The 25,960-nt window shown below is 67.4% G+C and carries 28 protein-coding genes; 22 read left to right on the top strand and 6 right to left on the bottom strand.

Annotated features, from left to right (window positions below; translation table 11 throughout):
- Positions 1 to 20 precede the first annotated feature (20 nt).
- Complete coding sequence (locus CWS39_RS01620) at positions 21 to 2,888, top strand: protein kinase domain-containing protein (RefSeq protein WP_233213315.1); 2,868 nt, start codon at positions 21 to 23, stop codon at positions 2,886 to 2,888.
- A gap of 43 nt (positions 2,889 to 2,931) precedes the next feature.
- On the opposite strand, the gene CWS39_RS01615 is transcribed toward CWS39_RS01620, so the two are convergent.
- The 3 genes from CWS39_RS01615 to CWS39_RS01605 are packed head-to-tail and all read right to left on the bottom strand — an operon-like array spanning position 2,932 to position 5,100.
- Positions 2,932 to 3,648, bottom strand: a complete 717-nt coding sequence (locus CWS39_RS01615) for a GAF and ANTAR domain-containing protein (protein WP_102141136.1) — start codon at positions 3,646 to 3,648, stop codon at positions 2,932 to 2,934.
- Between the two features lie 28 nt (positions 3,649 to 3,676).
- Positions 3,677 to 4,603 carry a hypothetical protein gene (locus CWS39_RS01610; RefSeq protein WP_233213314.1) on the bottom strand — a complete coding sequence of 309 codons (927 nt, stop codon included), beginning with the start codon at positions 4,601 to 4,603 and terminating at the stop codon, positions 3,677 to 3,679.
- Positions 4,603 to 5,100 carry a DUF1990 domain-containing protein gene (locus tag CWS39_RS01605; RefSeq protein WP_102141182.1) on the bottom strand — a complete coding sequence of 166 codons (498 nt, stop codon included), beginning with the start codon at positions 5,098 to 5,100 and terminating at the stop codon, positions 4,603 to 4,605. Before CWS39_RS01605 ends, CWS39_RS01610 begins: the two co-directional genes overlap by 1 nt.
- A 44-nt stretch (positions 5,101 to 5,144) precedes the next feature.
- Here CWS39_RS01605 and CWS39_RS01600 point away from each other — a divergent pair, with 44 nt between their 5' ends.
- The 12 genes from CWS39_RS01600 to pdxT all read left to right on the top strand — a co-directional run bounded on the left by CWS39_RS01600 (position 5,145) and on the right by pdxT (position 15,984).
- Entirely contained in the window at positions 5,145 to 5,990 is an 846-nt protein-coding gene (locus CWS39_RS01600; protein WP_102141181.1) for an aldo/keto reductase, read from the top strand.
- A gap of 24 nt (positions 5,991 to 6,014) precedes the next feature.
- Positions 6,015 to 6,644 (top strand): PaaI family thioesterase, encoded by a 630-nt coding sequence (locus CWS39_RS01595; RefSeq protein WP_102141135.1) that lies wholly within the window; start codon positions 6,015 to 6,017, stop codon positions 6,642 to 6,644.
- A complete protein-coding gene (locus CWS39_RS01590; RefSeq protein ID WP_102141134.1) occupies positions 6,641 to 7,081 on the top strand; it encodes a TIGR02611 family protein in 441 nt (146 codons plus the stop codon). The genes CWS39_RS01595 and CWS39_RS01590 overlap by 4 nt, the downstream gene beginning before the upstream one ends.
- A 61-nt stretch (positions 7,082 to 7,142) precedes the next feature.
- Positions 7,143 to 9,197, top strand: a complete 2,055-nt coding sequence (gene thrS / locus CWS39_RS01585; protein WP_102141133.1) for a threonine--tRNA ligase — start codon at positions 7,143 to 7,145, stop codon at positions 9,195 to 9,197.
- Positions 9,194 to 9,745, top strand: coding sequence for an ATP adenylyltransferase (locus CWS39_RS01580; RefSeq protein WP_102141132.1), 552 nt, complete (start codon positions 9,194 to 9,196; stop codon positions 9,743 to 9,745). Before thrS ends, CWS39_RS01580 begins: the two co-directional genes overlap by 4 nt.
- A 14-nt stretch (positions 9,746 to 9,759) precedes the next feature.
- Positions 9,760 to 10,443, top strand: a complete 684-nt coding sequence (pgsA, locus tag CWS39_RS01575) for a phosphatidylinositol phosphate synthase (RefSeq protein WP_199177915.1) — start codon at positions 9,760 to 9,762, stop codon at positions 10,441 to 10,443.
- The gene (locus tag CWS39_RS01570) at positions 10,440 to 11,351 is read left to right on the top strand and encodes a phosphatidylinositol mannoside acyltransferase (RefSeq protein ID WP_102141131.1); all 912 of its coding nucleotides are present in this window, start codon (positions 10,440 to 10,442) and stop codon (positions 11,349 to 11,351) included. The genes pgsA and CWS39_RS01570 overlap by 4 nt, the downstream gene beginning before the upstream one ends.
- Complete coding sequence (locus tag CWS39_RS01565; protein ID WP_102141130.1) at positions 11,351 to 12,508, top strand: glycosyltransferase family 4 protein; 1,158 nt, start codon at positions 11,351 to 11,353, stop codon at positions 12,506 to 12,508. Before CWS39_RS01570 ends, CWS39_RS01565 begins: the two co-directional genes overlap by 1 nt.
- Positions 12,505 to 13,542 carry an NUDIX hydrolase gene (locus CWS39_RS01560; protein ID WP_102141129.1) on the top strand — a complete coding sequence of 346 codons (1,038 nt, stop codon included), beginning with the start codon at positions 12,505 to 12,507 and terminating at the stop codon, positions 13,540 to 13,542. Before CWS39_RS01565 ends, CWS39_RS01560 begins: the two co-directional genes overlap by 4 nt.
- A gap of 112 nt (positions 13,543 to 13,654) precedes the next feature.
- Entirely contained in the window at positions 13,655 to 14,557 is a 903-nt protein-coding gene (pdxS, locus tag CWS39_RS01555; RefSeq protein WP_102141128.1) for a pyridoxal 5'-phosphate synthase lyase subunit PdxS, read from the top strand.
- Between the two features lie 9 nt (positions 14,558 to 14,566).
- Positions 14,567 to 15,403, top strand: a complete 837-nt coding sequence (tesB, locus tag CWS39_RS01550; protein WP_102141127.1) for an acyl-CoA thioesterase II — start codon at positions 14,567 to 14,569, stop codon at positions 15,401 to 15,403.
- On the top strand, positions 15,400 to 15,984 hold the full coding sequence (gene pdxT / locus CWS39_RS01545) for a pyridoxal 5'-phosphate synthase glutaminase subunit PdxT (protein ID WP_102141126.1): 585 nt from the start codon (positions 15,400 to 15,402) through the stop codon (positions 15,982 to 15,984). The genes tesB and pdxT overlap by 4 nt, the downstream gene beginning before the upstream one ends.
- Positions 15,985 to 16,039: 55 nt before the next feature.
- On the opposite strand, the gene CWS39_RS01540 is transcribed toward pdxT, so the two are convergent.
- A complete protein-coding gene (locus CWS39_RS01540; protein WP_102141125.1) occupies positions 16,040 to 17,251 on the bottom strand; it encodes an acyl-CoA dehydrogenase family protein in 1,212 nt (403 codons plus the stop codon).
- 221 nt (positions 17,252 to 17,472) lie between these two features.
- On the opposite strand from CWS39_RS01540, the gene CWS39_RS01535 reads away from it, so the two are divergent.
- The 6 genes from CWS39_RS01535 (at position 17,473) to CWS39_RS01510 (ending at position 22,317) form a co-directional block, all read left to right on the top strand.
- Complete coding sequence (locus CWS39_RS01535) at positions 17,473 to 18,228, top strand: YebC/PmpR family DNA-binding transcriptional regulator (protein ID WP_102141124.1); 756 nt, start codon at positions 17,473 to 17,475, stop codon at positions 18,226 to 18,228.
- Positions 18,225 to 19,091, top strand: a complete 867-nt coding sequence (locus CWS39_RS01530) for a Vgb family protein (protein ID WP_102141123.1) — start codon at positions 18,225 to 18,227, stop codon at positions 19,089 to 19,091. The genes CWS39_RS01535 and CWS39_RS01530 overlap by 4 nt, the downstream gene beginning before the upstream one ends.
- A gap of 75 nt (positions 19,092 to 19,166) precedes the next feature.
- Positions 19,167 to 19,721, top strand: coding sequence for a crossover junction endodeoxyribonuclease RuvC (gene ruvC, locus CWS39_RS01525; protein ID WP_102141122.1), 555 nt, complete (start codon positions 19,167 to 19,169; stop codon positions 19,719 to 19,721).
- A complete protein-coding gene (ruvA, locus tag CWS39_RS01520) occupies positions 19,718 to 20,308 on the top strand; it encodes a Holliday junction branch migration protein RuvA (protein WP_102141121.1) in 591 nt (196 codons plus the stop codon). The genes ruvC and ruvA overlap by 4 nt, the downstream gene beginning before the upstream one ends.
- Positions 20,308 to 21,375, top strand: a complete 1,068-nt coding sequence (ruvB, locus tag CWS39_RS01515; protein WP_102141120.1) for a Holliday junction branch migration DNA helicase RuvB — start codon at positions 20,308 to 20,310, stop codon at positions 21,373 to 21,375. Before ruvA ends, ruvB begins: the two co-directional genes overlap by 1 nt.
- 180 nt (positions 21,376 to 21,555) lie before the next feature.
- Positions 21,556 to 22,317, top strand: coding sequence for an alpha/beta fold hydrolase (locus tag CWS39_RS01510; protein WP_431306066.1), 762 nt, complete (start codon positions 21,556 to 21,558; stop codon positions 22,315 to 22,317).
- Here the strand turns inward: CWS39_RS01510 and CWS39_RS01505 are convergent.
- Positions 22,314 to 22,940 carry a maleylpyruvate isomerase N-terminal domain-containing protein gene (locus CWS39_RS01505; RefSeq protein WP_102141118.1) on the bottom strand — a complete coding sequence of 209 codons (627 nt, stop codon included), beginning with the start codon at positions 22,938 to 22,940 and terminating at the stop codon, positions 22,314 to 22,316. The genes CWS39_RS01510 and CWS39_RS01505 overlap by 4 nt on opposite strands.
- Positions 22,941 to 23,007: 67 nt before the next feature.
- On the opposite strand from CWS39_RS01505, the gene CWS39_RS01500 reads away from it, so the two are divergent.
- From CWS39_RS01500 to CWS39_RS01490, 3 genes are all read left to right on the top strand, one after another.
- Positions 23,008 to 23,646 (top strand): hypothetical protein, encoded by a 639-nt coding sequence (locus CWS39_RS01500; protein WP_102141117.1) that lies wholly within the window; start codon positions 23,008 to 23,010, stop codon positions 23,644 to 23,646.
- Between the two features lie 131 nt (positions 23,647 to 23,777).
- Complete coding sequence (locus tag CWS39_RS01495; protein WP_102141179.1) at positions 23,778 to 24,032, top strand: ribbon-helix-helix protein, CopG family; 255 nt, start codon at positions 23,778 to 23,780, stop codon at positions 24,030 to 24,032.
- Positions 24,029 to 24,466, top strand: coding sequence for a type II toxin-antitoxin system VapC family toxin (locus CWS39_RS01490; RefSeq protein ID WP_102141116.1), 438 nt, complete (start codon positions 24,029 to 24,031; stop codon positions 24,464 to 24,466). The genes CWS39_RS01495 and CWS39_RS01490 overlap by 4 nt, the downstream gene beginning before the upstream one ends.
- Positions 24,467 to 24,506: 40 nt before the next feature.
- Here the strand turns inward: CWS39_RS01490 and CWS39_RS01485 are convergent, their stop codons facing one another.
- Complete coding sequence (locus CWS39_RS01485) at positions 24,507 to 25,949, bottom strand: gamma-aminobutyraldehyde dehydrogenase (RefSeq protein ID WP_102141115.1); 1,443 nt, start codon at positions 25,947 to 25,949, stop codon at positions 24,507 to 24,509.
- Positions 25,950 to 25,960 lie beyond the last annotated feature (11 nt).

Raw genomic sequence — 25,960 nt, 5'->3', positions numbered from 1 at the left:
CGTTCAGGACGCAACGCGACGTGGGCCCTGCCGTCGTCACGGAGTTGAGCGCGGCCGGATTCACCGACGCCGACGAGATCGGCCGCGGCGGCTTCGGCATCGTCTACCGATGCACCCAGACCGCGCTGGACCGCACCGTCGCGGTCAAGGTGCTCACGGCCGGCCTCGACGACAACCGCGAGCGGTTCCTGCGCGAACAACGCGCGATGGGCCGCCTCACCGGGCACCCGAACATCGTCGGCGTGCTGCAGGTCGGCGAGACCGCCAGCGGCTACCCGTACCTCGTCATGCAGTACCACCCACAGGGCTCGCTGGAGGCGCGGATTCGACGACTTGGCGCGCGCCCGCTGGACGAGGTGCTGCGCCTCGGCGTGAAGATCGCCGGCGCACTCGAAAGCGCGCATCGCCTGGGCGTCGTGCACCGTGACGTCAAGCCCGCCAACATCCTGCTCACCGACTACGGTGAGCCCGCCCTGAGTGACTTCGGAATCGCCCACATCTCAGGCGGTTTCACGACCGCGGCGGGAACCTTCACCGGTTCGCCGGCCTTCACCGCCCCCGAGATCCTCAGCGGCGACCCACCGAGCGAAGCCTCCGACGTCTACGGCCTCGGCGCCACGTTGTTCGCCGCGCTCACCGGCCACGCCGCCTTTGAGCGGCGCAGCGGCGAACAGATCGTCACCCAATTCCTAAGAATCGCCAGCGAATCGGCGCCCGACCTGCGTGAGACAGGCGTGCCCGACGACGTCGCCACCGTCGTCGAGAAGGCGATGTCACGCAATCCGCAGGACCGCCCGTCCGCGGCGGAGCTCGGCGCGGAGCTCCAACGCCTCCAGGCCCAGCGCGGATTACCGGTCGACGAGATGGCGCGCCGGGCCGGCGACACCACGCCACGACCGGCCGGTGCCACCCGCACCCTCGGCAACCTTCCGCTGGAGCTGACCAGTTTCATCGGTCGCCGCGACGAACTGTCGGCCGTACAGCACATGCTGACCTCCGCGAGGCTGGTGACGCTCACCGGCATCGGCGGCATCGGCAAGACCCGGCTGGCGTTGCGGGCCGCCTCCGAGGCCGCCGCGGATTTCGCCGACGGTGTGTGGCTGGTGGAGTTCGGTGAGCTGCGCGACGCCGGTCTGCTTGTCGACGTCGTCGCCGACACCCTGGGCCTGCGCGAGGAGTCGAACCAGCCGCTGATCGACCATCTGGTCGAGCACCTGTCGGCGCGAAATCTCTTGCTGGTGCTCGACAATTGCGAACAGGTGGTTGACACGGCCGCCGGATTGGCCGAGCGGCTGTTGCGGGCATGCCCCGGCTTGCGGATCATCGCCACCAGCCGGGAGGCCCTCGGCATCGGCGGTGAAGCGGTGCTGCGGGTGACGCCGCTGTCGCACGGCGACGACGCGGTCACCCTGTTCGCCGAACGGGCGGCCGCGGCGGTGCCGGGTTTCGCAGTCACCGACGACAACAAGGCCACCATCGCCACAATCTGCGCCAAGCTCGAAGGGCTGCCGCTGGCCATCGAACTCGCCGCGGCGCGGCTGCGTGCCATGTCGCTCGATCAGGTGCTGGACCGGCTGGACGACCGGTACGCACTGCTGACGCGGGGTCCTCGCGGGGCGCCGACGCGGCAGCAGACTTTGGCGTGGAGCGTCGGGTGGAGCTACGACCTGTGCACGCCGGCCGAACAGAAGCTGTGGTCACGACTGTCGGTGTTCGCCGGCTCATTCGAACTCCAAGCGGCAGAAGACATTTGTACCGGCTACTTCGTACCGGACGACGTCCTCGATCTGCTGTCGGCACTGGTGGACAAATCCATCCTGATCCGCACGGAAACCGACGGTATGGTTCGGTTCCGCTTGCTCGAGACGTTGCGGGACTACGGGCGAGAACGCGTCGAGTCGACCGCCGAGTACACCGCGCTACGCCGCCGACACGCCGACTGGTATCGGCGTTTGGTCGACGAGGCCGCCGCCGACTGGTTCGGTCCCCGGCAGGTCACCTGGATGCGTCGTCTGCACCACGAAGGCCTCAATATCCGTGCCGCACTTGCCTTTTTCCTCGAAGACTCGCCGCCAACCGCATTGGAGATGGCGAGCATCGTGCACCCGTTCGCGATCGCCCGCGGGTTCCTCACCGAGGCGCGGCACTGGCTGGACCGTGCGTTGGCCGCGACCCCGCCCGAACCGAGCTTGCACCGGATCAGGGCCGAGTGCGCCGCGATCACCATCGCCGCGTTGCAGGGCGACGTGGCGGCGGCGACGGAACGGCAAGCCGCGGCGCAGGCTCTGGTCGAACAGATCGCCGACCCGCAGGCCCGAGGCATCGTGGACTTCACCGACGGGCTGATCGCGTTGGTCGCCGGCGATTTCGACCGCGCATTCGACCGGTTCGAGAAATCCTTGCCGGTCGTCGACGACGATTTCTTGCGGGTTGGGTCGATGCTGCTGATCGGGTGGGCGTTGGAGTTCGGCGGTGAGATCAGCCGCGCGCTGATCTGGCAGGAGAAGGCGCTCGCATACACAAAGTCACGCGGCGAGTTGGTATTTCGCGGTTATGCCTCCTACTCGTTGGGAATCGGATGGTGGCGCCATGGGCACGCCGAACGCGCCGAAGAGTTGCTTAGCGACGCACTGCGCATCACCCGCGTGGTGGACGACCCCCGGCAGGGCTCGTCGAATCTCGAGGGGCTGGCCTGGATCGCCTGGGACAACGGCGACGCTCGCCGCGCCGCGGTGCTGATGGGCGCAGCGCAGCGACTGGCCCGGTCGGTTGGGCGCGTACCGTGGTGCTGCCTCACCTGCAGGGATTCCACGACGACTGCGCCAGCCAGACACGGGAAGCGCTGGGCGCCAACGAGTTTGAGCAGGCATACGCTCAAGGTGCCGTGATGAGTTTCGATGAGGCCGTCGAATACGCGACGGGGGAGCGGGCTTAACTGCCCGGTGACTGCGCCTTGGCGACGAGGTCGGTCGCGACCTGATACAGGGGCACGTTGGAGTCCTGGGACAGCTTGCGCAGCACGCCGAACGCCTGCACGGCGTCCACGCCGTAGCGCTCCATGATCATGCCCTTGGCCTGGCCGATGACGTCGCGGCTGGCCAGCGCCTTCTTGAACTGCTCATCGCGGCGCGCGGCGTTCCACGCCACCGACGAGTGGGTGGCGAAGATCAGGCCGATCACTTTGGTTTCCTGGCCGAACGCGTGCGGCTTTTCCGAGTAGACGTTCAACGCGCCCATCGTCTCGCCGGCGATGAACAGCTGAAACGCCATGATCGAGCGAATCGGCGTTTCGGCCAGCGCATCCTCGCGGTACTTCGGGAACCGTTCATCGGTTTCCAAATCCTCGACGTGAATCGTCCGCTCGTCCCAGGCCGCCGTCAGGCACGGGCCTTCGCGGTGACGCTGCTGGATCTTGTCGAGCAGTATCGGCCACTGGTGGGTGGCGGCGGGGGTGTCGATCTGCTTGCCGTTGCGGGTGACCGTCACGCCGGCGTACTGGGCGCCAGGAATCTCCACCGCGGCGTGCTCGGCGAGCTCGGCGATGACGGTGTCGGAATCGGCATCGGGTCGGCTGTACAGCTCGTGCACGATTTCGGCGATTCGCAGATGGGTGCCTTCCACCCCGGCAGGATCGTTCACCAGCTCCATCCGATCATTGTGCTCCGGTTGCCTAAGATTACGCGCAGCAGGTCAACGCATGGGCACGGTCGGCGTCACAATCCGTGCGCCTCGTCGCCGGCGAGGAACTCGCGCATGTGCACAAAGCCGTCGCGCCGCCAGGCCTCGAACGCCCAGATGCCAGCGATGATCGGCAATGGACCGATCGCCGCCCACCAACGCGCGCCCGCCGGCAGCAGGTCGGCGATGACCTCGCCGCGCGCGTCCCGTCCACCATCGCCGGCAACCACTCGTGCAGCAGGATGGTCAGCATCCGGGTGATCTCAAAGGGTCCCACCGTGGTCGCAAGAACCCAACTGAGACAAGCGATCAGCAGCGACCACGGCCACGCCAGCAGCAGCGACTGGTCGTCGACGATGTCGGCGGCGCAGCGGATCGATTCCGCGATGAACGCGAATCCGAGCGCCGCGATGAGCACCCCGACCTGCGCGGCGAGCAGATCCTCCAGCACGGAGCCGGCCAGCTCGTCAGGCCGACGGGTGGGTAGGCCGATCGCCAGCGCGACCACCCCGGCGACCAGGGCCAACAGCATGAGGTGCGATGTGGCGTCGCTGATCCGCTCGAACGACTCGGTGAGCGTGCGGGCCACCAGCTGCGACGAAGCCCGCGGCGCCGTGCGGTACAGCCCCATCACCACCAGCCCGGAGATGACGACGGCGACCAGCCACGCCACCACGGCGGTGCAGATGATCGCCAGCGCCAGCGAACCGAGCAGCGGCACCAGCAGGTCGTCGGTCTCGGTGCCGCTGCGGATCACCACCAGTGGCACCACGCCGACGGCCAGCACACCGGCGAGCCGCGCCAGCAGCGGGAATGTGAAGCTGGTGAGGTCGGCGGCGTCTAGCTCCGGGTCGCGTCGCCGGATCGCGGTGACCTCGGCCGTGAGCACGGACCGCGCCCCCGACAGCGACAGCCGGCGCGCCATCACACAGCCTTCAGGTAGCGCTTGGTCATCACCCGCTGCACCAGTGAGGTGACGGGCGAGGCGAGCCGACTCCACCACGTCGCGTGCCGGGAGAACGCCGTCACCTCCGCATACACCTGGTCGGTGGCGGGGTCGTGGCGCACCGCGAACAGTTCTTCCCCGGATTCGGCGTGGCCCGGCAGGGTGCCGTAGGCGAAGCCGCGCCGGTTCGGTTCGTTGATGACGTAGACGACGCGGCATGGCGCGCGCACCGGACCGAGGCCGACGATCACCTCCGCTCCCACGTCGGCCACCTCGCTGCTGGCGTGCACGCGCGCGCCGGCGCCGCGCAGCATGCCCCACCGCATCACCGCCGCCGCGGCCTGCTCGAAGCGCGCGCGTCCCCGCCCGATCACGGCCGATTCCTGGACGTGGTGATAGCCGGCCGGCAGCGGCCCAGCCGTGCCGCCGACTTCGGTGTAGGTCAACGACAGCGCGGACAGGTCGGTCAATTTCACGCCAATCACCATGTCACCTTGGGCGTACGGTCGGTGTCGTGACGATGCAAACTTTCACTCTCGGCGGCGATCTGACGGTGAACCGGCTCGGTTTCGGCGCGATGCGCCTGACCGGGAAGGGCACCTGGGGCCCGCCCGCCGACCGCGACGAATGCCTGCGTGTGCTCCGCCGAGCCGTCGAACTCGGCGTCAACTTCATCGACACCGCCGACTCCTACGGCCCGTACATCTCCGAGGAGTTGATCCGTGAGGCGCTGCACCCCTATCCCGATGGTCTGGTCATCGCGACCAAGGCCGGGCTGCTGCGCACCGGACCTGACCAGTGGCCGGTGCTGGGCTTTCCCCCCTACCTGCGTCAGGAGTGCGAGATGAGCCTGCGCCGCCTCGGCGTGGACTGCATCGACCTGTTCCAGCTGCACCGCATCGACACCAAGTTCCCGCTCGAAGACCAGGTCGGCGAGCTGGCGGCGCTGCAGTCCGAAGGCAAGATCCGCCACATCGGCCTGTCCGAGGTGACCGTCGAGCAACTCGAGGCCGCGCAGCAGACGGCGACCATCGTGTCGGTGCAGAACATGTACAACCTCACCGCCCGAACCGCCGAGTCGCTGCTGGACAAGGCCACCGACGAGGGCATTGCGTTCATCCCGTGGTTCCCGCTGGCCGCGGGTCCGCTGGCCGCCCCCGACGGGCCGCTGCAGCGCATCGCCGCCGACCACGACGCCACCCCGTCGCAGCTGGCCCTCGCCTGGTTGTTGAAACGTTCGCCGGCGATGCTGCCCATCCCCGGTACCTCCCGCGTCGCCCATCTGGAGGAGAACGTCGCCGCCGCCGAGATCGAGCTGTCCGACGACGAATTCGAGACGCTCAGCAACGCCGGTTCGGCGGGGTGACCGGCCACGCAATACGGTGAGGACGTGGCCACCACCGATTCCCTAGCGGCGCACCCCGGCGGCGGATTCAATCCGCCGGTTCCCACCACGCGGGGCGGACCGGACTACGGTCGGTTCATCGACGCGGTCCGCACCCTGCAGGACCACGCCCGCGCGGCGGACGCCCCCGACGAGGTCATCACCCGGGCCGCCGACCTGATCGAGGCGGTGTCGGATTTGCTCGCGCCTTACGACGCCGACGAGTGGAATTCACCGTCCGGTAGGCGCATGGACCTGCCCAACCGAGGCAACATCCTGCAGGTGCCGATGCATCTCGCGCCTACCGACGACGGCCGCGTCGCCGGACACGCCCAGTTCCGCCGCTATCACCTCGGCCGCAACGGCGCCGTGCACGGTGGCGCCGTCGGGTTGCTGTTCGACACGGTGCTGGGCTACACCGCCTACAAACTCTCCGGCAGCCGGGCGCAGCGCACCGCGCGTCTGGAAGTGAACTTCCGCAAGATCGTGCCGATCGAATGCGAGCTGCAGGTGGACGCCGGTATCGAGCGCATTGACGGCCGCAAGATCTACGTCGCGAGCCGGTTGTCTGACGGCGACACGGTGCTGGCCGAGTCCGAGGCGCTGTTCGTCAAGCTTCTGCCGGGGCAGCCATGACGCAGGAAGAGGCGACCGAGAAGCGCTCGGTGATGCGACGCCGCTGGGCCCGCTGGCGCGACCGGCTCCGCGAGCGGCGGCGCGCCGAATTCGTCTACCGCATCGTCGTCGGCGTGATCGGGCTGGCGGTGCTGGGCGTCGGCATCCTCGCCATCCCGTATCCGGGGCCGGGCTGGGCGATCGTGTTCATCGGGCTCGGCATCCTGGCCACCGAGTTCGCCTGGGCCCGCAAGCTGTTGGCGTACGCCCGCGAGCGCTACGACAAAGCGATGGAGTGGTTCCACCGTCAGCACGCGTTCGTCCAGGTGCTGGGCGGGCTGTTCACGGCGCTGGTGGTGCTGGCGACCCTGTGGCTGCTCGGCGCGCTGGACTGGATGGCCGAGCTGTTCGGAATCGAATACGAGCTGCTGAACAGCCCCATCGGCTTGGGGTCGTAACCACCCGCACCGATAGCATGGTCGCGTCCGTAAAAACCCCCGACCACATGGAGTGTCACTGATGACCGCCGCCGCACGCACCGACCCAGCAGCCCCGATCCGGGTGCCTGCCGGGACCACCGCCGCGGCGGCGGTGCGCGAGGCCGGGCTGCCGGGCCGCGGGGCGCCCGACGCCGTTGTCGTTGTGCGCGACGCCGAGGGCCGCCTGCGGGACCTGTCGTGGACGCCGGACACCGACGTCGAGGTGACGCCCGTCGCCGCCAACACCGAAGAGGGCCGCAGCGTGATCCGGCATTCGGCGGCGCACGTGCTCGCTCAGGCCGTGCAGGATCTCTTCCCGGAGGCCAAGCTGGGCATCGGGCCGCCCATCACCGACGGTTTCTATTACGACTTCGACGTGCCGCGGGCGTTCACCCCCGAGGATCTCGAGGCGCTGGAAAAGCGTATGCGCCAGATCGTCAAGGAAGGTCAGCTGTTTTCGCGGCGGGTCTATGAGTCCAAAGACCAAGCGCGCGAAGAACTCGCCAACGAGCCGTACAAGCTGGAGCTCGTCGATGACAAGTCGGGTGACCCCGAGGTGATGGAGGTCGGCGGTGACGAACTCACCGCCTACGACAACCTCAATCCCCGTAGCCGCGAACGGGAATGGAGTGACCTGTGCCGCGGGCCGCACATCCCGACCACCAAGCACATCCCGGCGTTCAAGCTCACCCGCAGCTCGGCCGCCTATTGGCGCGGTGACCAGAACAACGCGAGCCTGCAGCGCATCTACGGCACCGCCTGGGAGTCGCAGGAGGCGCTCGAGCGGCACCTGGAGCTGATCGAGGAGGCTCAGCGCCGCGACCACCGCAAGCTCGGTGCGGAGCTGGATCTGTTCAGCTTCCCCGACGAAATCGGTTCGGGCTTGGCGGTTTTCCATCCCAAGGGCGGCATCATCCGGCGCGAGCTCGAGGACTACTCGCGACGCAAACACATCGAGGCCGGATACGAGTTCGTCAACAGTCCGCACATCACGAAGGCCCAGCTGTTCCAGATTTCGGGGCACCTCGACTGGTACGCCGACGGGATGTTCCCGCCGATGCACCTCGACGCCGAGTACAACGACGACGGCACGGTGCGCAAGCCGGGGCAGGATTACTACCTCAAGCCGATGAACTGCCCGATGCACTGCCTGATCTTCCGGTCTCGCGGGCGGTCATACCGGGAACTTCCGTTGCGGCTCTTCGAATTCGGCACGGTCTATCGCTACGAACTCTCCGGTGTGGTGCACGGCCTGACCCGGGTACGCGGACTGACGATGGACGACGCGCACATCTACTGCACCCGTGACCAGATGCGCGACGAGTTGACCTCGCTGCTGCGCTTCATCCTCGAATTGCTCGGCGACTACGGCCTGACCGAGTTCTACCTGGAGCTGTCCACCAAGGACCCGGACAAGTTCGTCGGCTCCGACGAACTCTGGGAGGAAGCCACCGACGTGCTGGCCGAGGTGGGCGCGGCGTCCGGTCTGGAGCTGGTGCCCGACCCGGGCGGCGCGGCCTTCTATGGACCGAAGATCTCGGTGCAGGTCAAAGACGCGCTGGGGCGCAGCTGGCAGATGTCGACCATCCAGTTGGACTTCAACTTTCCGGAGCGCTTCGAGCTGGAGTACACCGCCGCCGACGGCAGCCGCCAGCGGCCGGTGATGATCCACCGCGCGCTGTTCGGGTCGATCGAGCGGTTCTTCGGCATCCTCACCGAGCACTACGCGGGTGCGTTCCCGGCGTGGCTGGCGCCGGTGCAGGTGGTCGGCATTCCGGTGGCCGAAAGCCATATCGCATACCTGGATGAGCTTGCCGAGCAACTGAAGTCGCGTGGCATCCGCGCCGAGGTGGACACCAGCGATGACCGGATGGCCAAGAAGATCGTGCACCACACCAACCAGAAGGTGCCGTTCATGCTGCTGGCCGGGGACAAGGACATTGAAGCGGGAGCGGTTTCGTTCCGGTTCGGCGACCGCACGCAACTCAACGGGGTGCCTCGCGAGGAGGCCGTCAACGCCATCGCCGATTGGATCGCGGCCCGCGAAAACGCCGCTCCCACCGCCGAACTGCTCAAGGTGGGTACGTCGAAGTGACCGGCAACGACGAGACGATCGTCGATCGGGGAGTCGGGGAGCCCGACCATCTGCAGCGGTTGTGGACGCCGTATCGGATGAACTACCTGGCCGAGGCGCCGCTACGGCGTGACGCCGAGTCGTCGCAACCGTTCACCGACATCCCGACGCTTCCCGACGAGGACGGCCTGGTGGTCGCGCGCGGGAAGCTGGTATATGCGGTGCTCAACCTGTACCCGTACAACCCCGGCCATCTGATGGTGGTGCCGTATCGGCGGGTGTCCGAACTCGAAGACCTGACCGAGGCCGAGAGCGCGGAGCTGATGGCGTTCACGCAGAAGGCGATCCGCGTGATCAAGAACGTCTCACGGCCGCACGGGTTCAACGTCGGGCTCAATCTGGGTACCTCGGCGGGTGGCTCGTTGGCCGAACATCTGCACATGCATGTGGTGCCGCGGTGGGGCGGCGACGCCAACTTCATCACCATCATCGGCAACTCCAAGGTGATCCCGCAGTTGCTGCGCGACACCCGTGCGTTGCTCGCGACGGAGTGGGCCAGACAGCCGTGAGCAACTTCTACCTGATGACCCGGGCGGCCTACACCAAGCTGTCCCGGCCGGTCGCGAAAGCCGCACTGCGGGCGGGTTTTACGCCTGACAGCATCACGATCCTGGGCACCGCCGGCACCGTGGTCGCCGCGCTGACGCTGTTCCCGATCGGGCAGTTGTGGTGGGGCGCCGTCGCTGTCTGGATTTTCGTGCTCGCCGACATGCTCGACGGGGCGATGGCCCGCGAACGCGGGGGCGGCTCCCGCTTCGGGGCAGTCCTGGACGCCACCTGCGACCGGATCGCCGACGGGGCGGTGTTCGCTGGGCTGGCCTGGTGGGCGGCCTTCGGGTTGGACAACGCGCCGCTGGTGGTCGCCACGCTGATCTGTCTGGTTACCTCGCAAGTGATTTCGTACATCAAGGCCCGCGCCGAGGCCAGCGGGCTGCGCGGCGACGGCGGCTTCATCGAGCGACCGGAACGGCTGATCATCGTGCTGGTCGGGGCGGGGTTGGCCGACCTGCCGTTCTTCCCGTTGCCGTGGACGCTGCACGTGGCGATGTGGGTGCTCGCGGTGGCCAGCGTGATCACCTGCGCGCAACGATTGCACACGGTGCGCACATCACCCGGTGCGATGGAACCGCTGGAGCCCGCTCCCTCGCAGGACGTCGCCGGCCAGGCGGCTCCGGACAGCGACAAACCCGAGGCGGACGGATCATGACCGCCATCCCGTCGGTAGCAGGCCATTTCACCGACCTCGGCTACGCGGCGGGGTGGCGACTGGTCCGGGCGATGCCGGAGTTCTTGGCGCGCAACGCATTCGATGCCGGCGCACTTTACGCGTCACGCAACGGCGGGCCGGAACAACTGCGCAAGAATCTGGCCCGAGTCGTCGGCGTCGAACCAAAACAGGTGCCCGGCGCGCTCATTCGCGCGTCGCTGGCCTCCTACGCCCGGTATTGGCGCGAGGCGTTCCGGCTGCCGACCATGGACCACCAAGCGCTGGGCCGCGAACTGTCGGTGCTCGACATCGAACGCGTCTGGGCGGCGCTGGACGCCGGCCGCGGGGCGGTGCTGGCGTTGCCGCACAGCGGCAATTGGGACATGGCGGGCGTGTGGCTGGTGCAGAACCACGGCAGGTTCACCACCGTCGCCGAACGCCTCAAACCCGAGTCGCTGTACAACCGCTTCATCGCCTACCGGGAAAGCCTGGGCTTCGAGGTGATACCGCATTCCGGTGGCGAGCGGCCGCCGTTCGAGATCCTGTGTGACCGCCTGCGGGACAACGGCATCGTCTGCCTGATGGCCGAGCGTGACCTGACCCGCACCGGCGTGCAGGTCGACTTCTTCGGCGAGCCCACCCGGATGCCCGCCGGCCCGGCGAAGCTGGCACTGGAAACGGGCGCGGCGCTGTTTCCCGTGCACTGCTGGTACGAACCGCAGGGCTGGGGCATGCGGGTGTACCCGGAGCTGGACACCAGCTCCGGCGACGTCGGCGTCATCACCCAGGCTCTTGCGGACCGGTTCGCCGTCAACATCGCCGCCCACCCCGAGGATTGGCACATGCTGCAGCCGCAGTGGCTGGCCGATCTCACCGAGGAGCGCCGCGCGTCGTTGGAGGCCGGCTGATGCGCATCGGCATGGTCTGCCCGTATTCATTCGACGTGCCCGGCGGTGTGCAGTCGCACGTGTTGCAACTCGCTGAGGTGATGCGGGCCCGTGGCCACTACGTCAGCGTGCTGGCGCCGGCGTCACCGCATGTCAAGCTGCCCGACTATGTGGTGTCCGGCGGTAAGGCGGTGCCGATTCCGTACAACGGGTCGGTGGCGCGACTGCGGTTCGGCCCGGCCACCCACCGCAAGGTCAAGAAGTGGTTGTCCGACGGCGGTTTCGACGTGCTGCATTTGCACGAGCCCAATGCGCCCAGCTTGTCGATGCTGGCGTTGATGGTCGCCGAGGGGCCGATTGTGGCGACCTTTCACACGTCGACCACAAAATCGTTGACGCTCAGTGTGTTTCAGGGAATCCTGCGGCCGTGGCACGAGAAGATCGTCGGCCGGATCGCCGTGTCCGACCTGGCGCGGCGCTGGCAGATGGAAGCGCTCGGCTCCGATGCCGTCGAGATTCCCAACGGCGTTGACGTGGCGTCGTTTTCGTCGGCGCCGCGGTTGGAGGGTTATCCGCGCCCGGGTAAGTCGGTGCTGTTTTTGGGCCGCTTCGACGAACCCCGCAAGGGCATGGCCGTGTTACTCGGTGCGCTGCCGCGATTGGTGAAGCGTTTCCCGGACGTCGAGATCCTCGTGGTCGGCCGCGGCGACGAGGAGGAACTGCGCGAGGAAGCGGGCAAGCTCGCCAAGCACTTGCGCTTCCTGGGCCAGGTCGACGACGCAGTCAAGGCGTCGGCCATGCGCAGCGCCGACGTGTACTGCGCGCCCAACACCGGCGGCGAGAGCTTCGGCATCGTGCTGGTCGAGGCGATGGCGGCCGGCACGCCCGTAGTGGCCAGCAACCTGGATGCATTCCGACGGGTACTGCGTGACGGCAAGGCGGGGCGGCTGGTCCCGGTCGACGATGCGGATGCACTGGCTGCGGGTCTGATCGAGGTGCTCGAGGACGACGCCCTGCGCAAGGGATACATCGAGGCCGCCGCCGAAGCCGTGCGCCGCTACGACTGGTCGGTCGTCGCGGGCCAGATCATGCGGGTCTACGAGACGGTCGCCGGGTCGGGTACCAAGGTGCAGGTCGCGGGGACCGGCAAGGCCGTGGCGGGCAGGGGAATCAGTTGATCACGTGGGTCGTGGTCGTCGCGCTGATCGTGCTGGTCGCGGTGATCGTGCTCGTCGGTGCCTGGGCGTTTCAGACCGCGAACCGGCTGGACCGCCTGCACGTGCGCTACGACCTGTCCTGGCAGGCGCTCGACGGCGCGCTGGCCCGCCGGGCGGTGGTGGCGCGCGCGGTGGCCGTCGAAGCCTATGGCGGCGGCCCGCAGGGCAAGCGACTGGCGGCGTTGGCCGATGCCGCCGAGCGAGCGCCGCGGCAGGCACGCGAAGCCGCCGAAAACGAGCTGTCGGCGGCGCTGGCGCTGGTCGATCCGGCGTCGCTGCCGCTGGCGCTAGTCGCCGAGTTGGCCGACGCCGAGGCGCGGGTGCTGCTGGCCCGTCGCTTCCACAACGACGCCGTCCGCGACACACTTGCGCTGCGTGAGCGCCCCGCGGTGCGCCTGCTCCGTCTGGGTGGAACTGCTGCGCTGCCAAGCTATTTCGAGATCGCAGAGCGTGCGGAGACGTCGTCGAGTGTAGTCAGCAGACGGGTGTCCGCGCGCATCGTGCTGCTCGACGAGGACGGCGCGGTGCTATTGCTGTGTGGCTCCGACCCAGCGGCCGAGGACGGCAGCGGCAGCCCGGCGCCGCGGTGGTGGTTCACCGTCGGCGGCGCCGTCCAAGAGGGTGAGACGCTGGCCCAGGCCGCCGCTCGCGAGTTGGAGGAGGAAACGGGTCTGCGCGTCGAGCCGGCCGAGCTGATCGGGCCGGTGTGGCGCCGCGACGCCGTCATCGACTTCAACGCGTCGGTGATCCGCAGCGAAGAGATGTTCTTCATCCACCGCACGCGTCGGTTCGAGCCGTCGCCGTCGGGCCGCACCGGGCTGGAGCGGGCCTACATCCATGGCCACCGCTGGTGCGATGCGACAATGATCGGCGAGCTGGTCGCGGCCGGCGAAACCGTCTACCCCCTGCAGCTGAGCGAGCTGCTGGTCGAGGCCAACGCGCTGGCCGATGCGCGAGGCGGATCGCCGCAGCGGCAGCTGCAATCGATCCGGTGAAGCTGCGGATTTAACACATTTGCGGCCGCTACTAAACTGGATCAGTAGCAATGTGGAGGAGATAGCAGTGGAAACCGCGGCGGAGAACGGCGTCCCAGGGGGCAGGGGCGATGTGACTCGGGGGACGGTTGCGGCCCAGACCGGGACCGCCCGGGTCAAGCGCGGCATGGCCGAGATGCTCAAGGGCGGCGTGATCATGGACGTCGTCACCCCCGAGCAGGCCCGCATCGCCGAGGGCGCCGGTGCCGTCGCGGTGATGGCGCTAGAACGTGTCCCGGCCGACATCCGCTCGCAGGGCGGGGTCGCGCGGATGAGTGATCCTGATCTCATCGAGGGCATAATCAACGCGGTCACCATCCCGGTGATGGCCAAGGTACGCATCGGGCACTTCGTCGAGGCGCAGATCCTGCAGAGCCTCGGCGTCGACTACATCGACGAGTCCGAGGTGCTCACCCCTGCCGACTACACCCACCACATCGACAAGTGGAAGTTCACCGTGCCGTTCGTCTGCGGTGCGACCAACCTCGGCGAGGCGCTGCGCCGCATCACCGAAGGTGCCGCGATGATTCGCTCCAAGGGCGAGGCGGGCACCGGCGACGTCTCCAATGCGACCACACACATGCGCGAGATCGGCGGCGCGATCCGCCGGCTCACCTCGATGTCCGAGGACGAGTTGTATGTTGCGGCAAAGGAATTGCAGGCGCCGTACGAACTGGTCGCCGAGGTGGCGCGGGCCGGCAAGCTGCCGGTGACGCTGTTCACCGCCGGTGGCATCGCCACCCCGGCCGACGCTGCGATGATGATGCAGCTCGGCGCCGAGGGCGTGTTCGTCGGCTCCGGGATCTTCAAGTCCGGCGACCCCGCGCAGCGGGCGGCGGCGATCGTCAAGGCCACCACGTTCTACGACGACCCCGATGTACTGGCCAAGGTCTCGCGCGGGCTGGGCGAACCGATGGTCGGCATCAACGTGGAGGACATCGCGGCCCCGCACCGGCTCGCCGAACGCGGCTGGTAGACCTTCTGCATGGCGATCGAGCAGATCCTTGATCTCGAACAACTCGAGGTCAACATCTACCGCGGCGGGGTGTTCAGCCCGGAATCCGGTTTCCTGCAGCGCACGTTCGGCGGGCATGTGGCCGGCCAATCGCTGGTGTCGGCGGTGCGCACCGTCGACCCGAAGTATCAGGTGCACTCACTGCACGGCTACTTCCTGCGACCCGGCGATGCCCGCGCGCCCTCGGTCTATCTCGTCGAGCGGATCCGCGACGGCGGGTCGTTCTGCACCCGCCGCGTCAGCGCCATCCAGCACGGCGAAACGATCTTCTCCATGTCGGCGTCGTTTCAGACCGACCAGAGTGGCATCGAACACCAGGACGCGATGCCCGTCGCCCCGCCGCCCGACGACCTGCCGGGCTTCCGCTCCGGCGGAGCGTTCGACGACGCCGGATTCGCCCAGTTCGCGGAATGGGACGTACGCATCGTCCCGCGCGACATGCTGGAACGCTCGCCGGGGAAGGCGTCGCAGCAGCAAGTGTGGTTCCGCCACCACGACCCGCTGCCCGACGACCACGTGCTGCACATCTGCGCGCTGGCCTACATGAGCGACCTGACACTGCTCGGTTCCGCGCAGGTCAACTACCCCAAAGAGCGCAAGCACCTGCAGGTGGCGTCGCTGGACCACGCGATGTGGTTCATGCGGCCGTTCCGCGCCGACGAGTGGCTGCTCTATGACCAGTCGTCGCCGTCGGCGTGCGGCGGGCGGGCGTTGACGCAGGGCAAGATCTTCAACCGCTACGGCGAGATGGTGGCCGCGGTCATGCAGGAGGGCCTGACCCGCTACCCGCGCAACTTCACACCATGAGCGCGCCCCGCATCGGCGTGCTGGCGCTGCAGGGCGACACCCGCGAACACCTGGCAGCGCTGCGTGAGGCCGGCGCCTCGGCGGCGACGGTGCGCCGGCTCGACGAGCTGCAGGCCGTCGACGCGCTGGTGATTCCCGGCGGGGAGTCCACCACCATGAGTCATCTGCTGCGGGAGTTCGAGCTGCTCGAGCCGTTGCGGGCCAGGCTGGCCGAGGGCATGCCGGCCTACGGGTCATGTGCGGGAATGATTCTGCTGGCGAGTGAGATCCTGGACGCGGGTGCAGACGGACGTCAGGCGGTGCCGTTGAAGGGCATCGATATGACGGTGCGGCGCAACGCCTTTGGCCGGCAAGTGGATTCGTTCGAGGGCGACATCGCGTTCGAAGGTCTGGACTCGCCCGTGCATGCGGTGTTCATCCGGGCGCCGTGGGTGGAGCGCGTCGGCCCCGATGTGGAGGTGCTCGCGGAGGCGGCCGGTCACATCGTGGCGGTGCGGCAGGCGAAGATGCTGGCGACGGCGTTTCACCCGGAGATGACGGGCGATCGCCGCATCCACAAGCTCTTCGTCGACATGCTGTAGCGATTTCGGCGTGATTACCATCGCTGAGCGAAGGTTTTCACGCCCAAATCGCCCGCTAGCGGATGGGCAGACCCGTGATCGCGCGGCCCATCACCAGCCGCTGAATCTCGCTGGTGCCCTCGAAGATCGTGAAGATCTTGGCGTCGCGGTGCATCCGCTCGACCGGGTAGTCGCGGGTGTAGCCGTTGCCGCCGAGGATCTGGATCGCCTCGTCGGTGACGTAGACGGCGGTCTCGCTGGCCACGAGCTTGGCCATCGAACCTTCGGCGTTGTCGAACGTCCTGCCGTTGCGGGCCATCCACCCGGCGCGCCACACCAGCAGCCGCGCGGCGTCGATGCGAGCTTTCATGTCGGCCAATTTGAATGCGATGGCTTGGAATTCGGCGATCTTGCGGCCGAACTGCTCACGCTGCAGGGCGTAGTCCAACGCGTATTCGTAGGCCGCGCGGGCCACACCGACGGCCATCGCGCCGACGGTCGGCCGGGTGCGTTCGAAGGTGGTCATCGCGGCGTGGCTCTTTGACGACTTGCCCTCGCGGGCCCGCGCAACGCGCTCCTCGAACTTCTCTTTGCCGCCGATGATCAGCCGGCTCGGGATGCGCACGTCGTCCAACACCACCTCGGCGGTGTGTGACGCCCGGATGCCGTGCTTGAGGAACTTCTGCCCCTGACTGAAACCGGGCGTGTTCGGCGGGATGATGAACGACGCCTGACCGCGACTACCGAGTTCGGGATACACCGACGCGACGACGACGTGCACCTCGGCGATGCCACCGTTGGTCGCCCAGGTCTTCGTGCCGTTGAGCACCCACTCGTCGGTGGCCTCGTCGTAGCGCGCGCGGGTGCGGATCGCGCCGACGTCGGAACCTGCGCCGGGCTCCGAGGAGCAGAACGCCGCGACCTTCGGGTCGTCGACGGTGCCGAACATCTGCGGCAGCCATTCGCCCATCTGCTCGGGGGTGCCGTTGGAGGCCAGCGATGCGGCTGCCAGGCCGGTGCCGAGGATCGACAGGGCGATGCCGGCATCGCCCCAGAACATTTCCTCGAACACGACGAGCATGCCCAGACCCGACGGTTCAGCGCTTTGCTCGGCGAAGAACTCCATCGAGTAGATGCCGGCCTTCGAAGCCTCCTGGATGATCGGCCACGGCGTTTCCTCACGTTCGTCCCACTCGGAGGCGGCGGGCCGGATCACGTCTGCGGCGAACTCGTGCACCCAGTCACGGATATGGACCAGGTCAGGGGAGAGCTCCAGTGAAAAGGTCATAAGTCGCGGTCCTTTCCTATGGTGATCCGCGCTTCTTTATTGCTCGAATCCCACCTTACTTCAGAGTAAGTTCGATGCGGAAGTCGTGTGGCTTAGCTAACAACTTGGGCCTGCCACGCATGTGCGCGCGTAGTGGGTACCGCATCGGTAGCACGCAAACGTCCACGTAAACTCGGTGGTCGGACTTCTAGCAGGACTTCTAGAGAGCGAGTTCTAACGGCATGAGCGGCCATTCCAAGTGGGCCACGACCAAGCACAAGAAGGCGATCATCGATGCGCGCCGCGGCAAGAACTTTGCCAGGCTGATCAAGAACATCGAGGTCGCCGCCCGCGTCGGCGGTGGTGATCCAGCAGGTAACCCGACGCTGTATGACGCCATCCAGAAGGCCAAGAAGAACTCGGTGCCCAACGACAACATCGAGCGGGCCCGCAAGCGTGGCGCGGGCGAGGAGGCCGGCGGCGCGGACTACCAGAGCATCACCTACGAGGGTTACGGGCCCAACGGTGTCGCGGTGCTGATCGAGTGCCTGACCGACAACCGCAACCGTGCCGCCGGTGAGGTGCGCGTGGCGATGACCCGTAACGGCGGCAGCATGGCCGACCCGGGTTCGGTGGCGTACCTGTTCTCCCGCAAAGGCGTGGTGACGCTGGAGAAGAACGGGCTGACCGAGGACGACGTGTTGACGGCGGTGCTCGAAGCGGGTGCCGAGGAGATCAACGATCTCGATGACAGCTTCGAAATCATTTGTGAGCCGGGCGATTTGGTCGCAGTCCGGACGGCATTGCAGGACGCCGGCATCGATTATGAGTCGGCCGAGGCCAGCTTCCAGCCGTCGGTGACGGTGCCCGTCGATCTCGAAGGCGCCCGTAAGGTGCTCAAGCTGGTGGACGCGCTCGAGGACAGCGACGACGTGCAGGATGTCTACACCAACATGGACATCCCCGACGACGTCGCAGCCGCACTCGACGAGGAGTGATTTCGGCATATCCGATCGGGGCGGCGCCGTACGGCATCACGGCCGGCCCGGACAATGCGCTGTGGTGCACCGAAATTCATGCAGGCCGGATAGGCCGGCTGACGGTGAGCGGCGACTACAGTACCTACCCGCTTGATACGCCGTCGGGCCGTCCGTCCTTGATTACCACGGGACCGGACGGTGCGCTGTGGTTCACCGAATCACAGGCAAACCGCATCGGCCGCATCACAATTGCCGGCGAGATCACCATGTTCGATGTCCCCACGCCAGATGCATCGCCCTTCGGCATCGCGTGCGGACCGGACCGCGCGCTGTGGTTCACGGAGATGAATGCCGGCCGCATCGGCCGCCTCGATGGCGACGGCGTGGTCACCGAATTCGAGCTGCCGACGCACGGAGCCTTCCCGTCGATGATCACCGCCGGCCCCGACGACGCCCTGTGGTTCACGATGAACACAGCCAACGCCGTCGGCCGGATCACGACCGACGGAGCCGTCACAACGTACGCGGTGCCCGCCGAGGACGCCGGCCCAGTCGGCATCGCCTGCTGTGAAGGTGCTTTGTGGTTCGCCGAGATCGGCGCGGGCCAGATCGGCCGCATCACGGTCGACGGGGAGATCACCGAATTCGCGCTGCCCGACCGCACGGCTCGCCCGCACGCCGTCACCGCGGGTTCAGATGGTTGCTGCTGGTACACCGAATGGGCCAGCGGCCGCATCGGTCGCATCAGCCCGGCCGGCGCTATCGACACCTACGCGTTGCCCGATCCGTCATGCGAACCGCACGGCCTGACCGTGGGCCCGGACGGCGCTATCTGGATTGCTTTGGAGACCGGGGCGATCGCCCGCCTGGCAGTGGGTTAGCGCCCGCGTGTCCTACCACGAGCTGTCGGCCGGCCGCGCTAGGCTCTCGAACAGCTGTTCTACGAAGGGGCTGGCGTGCGGGTGATGGGAGTCGATCCCGGGTTGACGCGCTGCGGCCTGTCCGTCATCGAAAGCGGGCGCGGCCGGCAGGTGATCGCCCTGGATGTCGACGTTGTCCGCACGCCCGCCGACGAGGCCCTGCAAATCCGGCTGCTCACCATCAGCGACACTGTCGAACACTGGATGGACACCCACAAGCCCGACGTGCTGGCCATCGAGCGGGTGTTCTCGCAGCAGAATGTCTCGACGGTGATGGGCACCGCGCAGGCCGGCGGGGTCATCGCGGTCGCCGCGGCCCGGCGTGGCATCGATGTGCACTTCCACACTCCCAGCGAAGTGAAGGCCGCCGTCACCGGCAACGGAAACGCGAACAAAGCCCAAGTCACCGCCATGGTCACCAAAATCCTTGCGCTGCAAACCAAACCGACACCCGCCGACGCTGCCGATGCACTCGCGCTGGCGATCTGCCACTGCTGGCGGGCCCCGATGCTTGCGCGGATGGCCGCCGCGGAGGCGCAGGCGGCCGAGGCGCGCCGCAAGTACGCGGCCAAGGTGAAGGCGGCCCGATGATCGCGTCGGTACGCGGGGAAGTGCTCGACATCGCGTTGGATCACGTGGTGATCGAGGCGTCCGGCGTCGGCTACAAGGTGATGGCCACCCCGTCGACGCTGGCCACGCTGCGGCGGGGGAGCGAAGCGCGGCTGATCACCGCGATGATCGTGCGCGAAGACTCGATGACGCTGTACGGCTTCGCCGACGCCGATGCCCGCGATCTGTTCCTGACGCTGTTGGGTGTCTCGGGCGTGGGCCCAAAGATCGCGCTGGCCACGCTGGCGGTGTACGACGCGTCCGCGCTGCGGCAGGCCCTGGCCGACGGCGACGTCGCCGCCCTGACGCGGGTACCAGGCATCGGCAAGCGCGGGGCCGAGCGGATCGTGCTCGAACTGCGCGACAAGATCGGACCTGTGACGGCCGCCGCGGGCGCGGTGGCGTTGAACGGCCACGGCGTGCGCGGCCCGGTGGTGGAAGCGCTTGTCGGGCTTGGATTTGCGGCCAAACAAGCCGAAGAGGCCACCGACAAGGTGCTGGCCAACGAACCCGAAGCCACCACGTCGAGCGCACTGCGGGCCGCATTGTCGATGCTGGGTAAGAACTGATGGGCCGTTTCGAAGACCCGGATTTCGCGGACGTCGAGGAACGCGACGTCTCGCCGGCGCTGACCGTCGGCGAGGGCGACATCGACGCCAGCCTGCGGCCGCGTTCGCTGCGCGAGTTCATCGGCCAACCGCGAGTGCGTGAACAACTACAGCTCGTCATCGAGGGCGCGAAAAACCGTGGCGGCACACCGGATCACATTCTGTTGTCAGGCCCGCCCGGGCTGGGCAAGACCTCGCTGGCGATGATCATCGCCGCCGAGCTCGGCTCGTCGCTGCGGGTCACGTCGGGTCCGGCGCTGGAACGTGCGGGTGATCTGGCCGCGATGCTGTCCAACCTCGTCGAGCACGATGTGTTGTTCATCGATGAGATCCACCGCATCGCGCGGCCCGCCGAGGAGATGCTCTACCTGGCGATGGAGGACTTCCGCGTCGACGTTGTCGTGGGCAAAGGCCCTGGCGCGACGTCGATTCCGCTGGAGGTCGCTCCCTTCACGTTGGTTGGCGCGACCACCCGGTCCGGTGCGCTGACCGGCCCGCTGCGCGATCGATTCGGGTTCACTGCGCACATGGATTTCTATGAGCCCGCCGAGCTGGAGCGGGTGTTGGCGCGGTCGGCCGGCATCCTGGGCATCGAGGTGGGCGCCGACGCGGGCGCGGAGATCGCCCGTCGGTCCCGCGGCACCCCACGCATCGCCAACCGGCTGCTGCGCCGGGTCCGTGACTACGCCGAAGTCCGCGCCGACGGGATCATCACGCGGGATATCGCAAAGTCCGCTTTGGAGGTCTACGACGTCGACGAGCTCGGTCTCGATCGGTTGGACCGCGCGGTGTTGTCCGCGCTCACCCGCAGCTTCGGTGGCGGCCCAGTGGGCGTGTCGACACTGGCAGTGGCAGTGGGCGAGGAAGCCGCCACCGTCGAAGAGGTCTGCGAACCGTTCCTGGTGCGTGCGGGCATGATCGCCCGCACGCCGCGCGGCCGCGTCGCGACGGCGCAGGCGTGGACGCATCTGGGCCTGAGCCCGCCTCCCGGCATCGGCGGCCTGGGGCAGCCGGTCCTGTTCGACTGATCGCGCTCAGCGGACGCGTGTAGCGTCGCTGTGTGAGGCGATCACTCGCCGTCCTGCTGCTGCCGCTCGCCATGTTTTTTCGGGGGGTGCGGACAGGCTGCGGCCGCACCTGCCGGGCTGGTCGACATCGGCAATGGCCGGAAGCTGTATCTGGAATGCCAGGGCGCAGGCGCGCCGACGGTGTTCATCATTCCGGGCAAAGGAAGCTACGCTGAAGCGTGGAATGTCATTGTGCCGCAGGATGATCCGATCAGGTCGTCACCGTATGACATCATCACGCAGGCCACGTTCGTTGCCAGCCCAGACGCCGTGCAACCCACCGTGGCGCGAACCACGCAAGTGTGTGCATACGATCGGCCCAACACCCGGCCGGACGGTGACGACCGATCCACCGAGGTGCCGCAACCACATGGCATCCAACAAGACGTCGACGATGTCGTCGCGCTGATCGACGCCGCGCAATTGCCCGGACCGTTCGTGTTCGTCGGACACTCTTACGGCGGTCTCGTGCTCGACCTCTTGGCGCGCAGCCATCCGGAGCTGGTCGCCGGCATCGTCATGGTCGATGGGGTTTCGGAATTTCTGCCGGCCGTCGGGACTCCCGAGCAGAACGCCGCATTTCAGCGTGACAGTGCCACCCCGCCTGAGCCCGGAGATGAAGCCGTCCTCGTGGACGACGCATTTGCGCGTATCGGTGCGGCGCCGCCGCTGCCCGTGGTGCCGGCCATTGTGCTCAGCTCTGACAAATTCGCGCCGCCGGAGGCGCTGAGGCCGGACAACTACACACAGGCACAGATTCACCAAGCGAACAGCATGCTGGCCGCCGCTCTTGGCACCGTGAACATCGTCTCGACCGGCAGCGGCCACAACATGATGCTGTACGAGCCAAAGTTTGTCGCAGACAACATCATTGACATCGTCGAGCGGGTGCGGCGGGGCTAACGAATTGCGGGCACGGCCTTCTCGGGTGCGGCGCGGCCGGCGAGCACTTCGACGGCGGCCGTCGCGTCGGGCCACGCGATCAGGAGATCCCTTGTGGCAGTGAGCGCCTCGGCGGATGGCTCAATGCCGCCGACGGCAGCGGCGAGATCCAGCAGGTGCACCGTAGCCTCCATCAGCGCCACTTCGGCGATCACGGCCAAGGTGGTGCTGCCGACGACCGGATAGCTGACGACCGTCTCATCCGACATGGCCGTAGCCCGCAGCCGGTCCGCGCTCGCAGTGAACCGCTCGGCAGCGGCGTCGGGCGTCAGGGCCGGGGCCTCCGACACCGCGCGGTCGGCGATGTCGTCGGCCATGGTGTGTGCGGGACCGTCAGGGGCGTTGAAGCGCCGCAACATCTCGGCGGCGTCGGTGACGATGGCGTGACCGTCGATTGTCGCGTTGTCGAGCGTGTCGAACAGCTCTGGGGACGGACAAGCGTGCGCGATCAGCGCGCCGACATCCCACGGCTTGCAGCGGGTCGTTGTCGACCATTCATCGGGCGTCAGTTCGGTGCATCTGCGCGTCCACCGTTCCCAGGCATCGGCCAGCACATCGCGCGTCGTAATCGGATCGATACGCATACCGCCACCGTAAGCGCGTTACACGTCTGCCCGGGCTGGGTACCCGATCAGTTGCAAAGGAGGCATCATGAGTGACTTTGATACCCGCGGCGGCCGGTTGCACATGCCGCGCAGTCGCGGAGCGGCCAGCGGATTCTTGCTGATCCTGCTGGGCGTCTGGGGTGCGCTGATCCCGTTCGTCGGGCCGTACTTCGACTTCGCGTTCACACCCGACCAGGAGTGGACGTGGACGAGCGCTCGCGGCTGGCTCGAGGTGCTGCCCGGCGCGGTGACCGTGCTGGGTGGTTTTCTGCTGATGACATCGGCCAATCGCGCGACCGCGATGTTCGGCGGGTGGCTGACGGTGCTGGCCGGCGCATGGTTCGTCATCGGGCGGGCTCTGGCGGGGCCGCTCGGTCTCGGCAATCCGGGCACTCCGGTGGCCGCGGGTGAAACCAAGCGGGTGTGGTTGGAGCTGACGTACTTCTACGGCCTGGGCGCGCTGATCGTGTTCCTTGGTGCGTTGGCGCTGGGTCGCTTGTCGGTGCGCAGTGTGCGTGACGTCGAGTTCGCGCAGCGCCCGGTCGCAGCGGCCGCACAGCCGCAGCCTGTGGCGGAGACGGCGACGACGACTGAGGAGGCGCCGACGACCGCGACAGCTCAACCCGAGCCGCGGCATCGCAGCTGGCGCGACATGTTCGGCCGTCGCCACACGCCGGCGCACTAGACCCTGGCGAGCAGACGCAGACTCGCACGTTCGTGTAGCGAATCGTGCGAGTCTGCGTCTGCTCGTGCTCAGTGGTGGGCCACGCAGAATGACAGCAAAGCATCATCTCAATTGATGCTATGCTGTCAAGCATGCGGACGACCGTGACGCTGGACGACGACACCCTTGCTCTGGTCCAGCGACTCATGAAGGAGCGCGGCGTGTCGTTCAAGAAGGCCCTCAACGATGCGATCCGCGAAGGCGCGCGACATCGGCCGGCGCCGCCCCCGTTCGAGACCAAAAGCGCCGACCTCGGTGTCCCGACGGTGAATCTCGACCGGGCGCTGCAGGTTGCGGCTGAGTTGGAGGACGAGGAATTGATTCGCCGTCAGCGTCGCGGCGCATGAGGATCGTCGACGCGAACGTCCTGCTCTACGCCGTCAATACCGCCAGCGAACATCACAGCGCGTCCAAGCGTTGGCTCGACGGCGCACTGTCGGGTGCCGACACCGTTGGCCTTGCCTGGGTCCCGTTGCTGGCATTCATACGACTCGTCACCAAGCAGGGATTGTTCCCGGCGCCGCTCGGGGTCGGCGAGGCGATGCGCCAAGTCACTGACTGGTGTGATGCGCCGGGCTCGGTGGTCGTTGGTCCCACGCCGCGCCACGCCGACGTCCTTTCGGGACTCCTGGACCGGGTGGGTACCGGCGGCAACCTCGTCAACGACGGCCATCTGGCCGCGCTGGCGATCGAACACCGTGCGGGAATCGTCAGCTATGACAGCGATTTCAGCCGCTTTGACGGTGTTGGGTGGGACACGCCCGACGCATTGCTTGGCTGAGCCGCGCGACCCCGGCCAAGACTCCACAAATCGCGAAAAGCTAGCCCGTGTACGCCATTACGTGCTTGATGCGGGTGTAGTCCTCCAGCCCGTACATCGACAGATCCTTGCCGTGGCCGGACTGCTTGAACCCGCCGTGCGGCATCTCGGCGACCAACGGGATATGCGTGTTGATCCACACGCAGCCGAAATCGAGTGCCGCCGATACCCGTAGCGCGCGCGACACGTCGCGCGTCCACACCGAGGACGCCAGGCCGAACGGCACCCCGTTCGCCCACGCGATCGCCTCGTCCTCGTCGGAGAACGACTGCACGGTGATCACCGGACCGAAGATCTCCTCCTGGATCAGCCGATCCTCCTGCTTCACCCCGCCGATGACCGTCGGCTCGACATAGAATCCTTTGTCGCCCTGTCGTGTTCCGCCCACCGCCACCTTGGCGTGCGACGGCACGTCCTCGAAGAAGCTCAGCACGCGCTGCATCTGGTTCACGTTGTTCACCGGCGGCACCCAGGCGTCCTCATCGTCGGCCGGCCTGCCGTAGGTGGTCGCCGCCCCGCGGGCCTGCTCGGCCAGCGCGTCGGTCAGATCCGAGGCAATCCGCGACGGGGCCAGCACCCGTGTTGCCGCCGTACAGTCCTGGCCGGCGTTGAAATAGCCCGCGGTCGCAATGCCTTCCGCGGCTGACGCGATATCGCAGTCGTCGAACACGATCACCGGTGCCTTACCGCCGAGCTCCAGATGCGTGCGCTTCAAATTGCCGCCCGCGCTCACCGCGACGGCCCGGCCCGCCGCCACCGAACCCGTGATCGACACCATCTCCGGCGTGGGATGCGCCACCACCGCTGCGCCGGTAACCCGATCGCCGGTCACGACATTGAGCACACCCGGCGGGAAATGCTTGGCCGCGATCTCGGCCAGCATCACCGTGGTGACCGGCGTGGTGTCACTGGGCTTGATCACGACCGTGTTACCCGCCGCAATCGCCGGACAGAACTTCCAGATCGCCATCATCATCGGGTAGTTCCACGGCGCCACCTGCCCGATGACGCCGACGGGCTCACGGCGGATCCACGAGGTGTGGTTCTCCATGTACTCGCCGGCCGACTTGCCTTCCAAAACCCTTGCCGCACCAGCGAAGAACCGGATCTGGTCGACCATCGGCGGAATCTCTTCGGCCATGGTCACGTGGTTGGGTTTGCCGGTGTTGCGGCCCTCGGCCTCCACCAACGCCTGGGCGTTGCGCTCGACGTCGTCGGCGAAACCGAGCAATGCCTTCTGCCGGTGCGACGGCGTCGTGCGCTTCCACTCCGAAAACGCTTTGGCCGCAGCGGCATACGCGTTGTCGATGTCCTGCTCGTTGGAAACCGGCGCGGTGCCGTACTCCTCACCGGTGCTGGGATCGACCAGCGGCATCGTCGCACCGCTGACGGAGTCGACGAGCTCGCCGTTGATGAAATTGCGAACCTTCACTGCGTCAGCCATTTTCGTGCTCC

The organism is Mycobacterium hubeiense (assembly GCF_002838065.1).
Taxonomy (GTDB): Bacteria; Actinomycetota; Actinomycetes; order Mycobacteriales; family Mycobacteriaceae; genus Mycobacterium; species Mycobacterium hubeiense.
The sequence above is the reverse complement of the archived record's forward strand: the minus strand, read 5'-3'. Positions and strand labels throughout refer to the sequence as shown.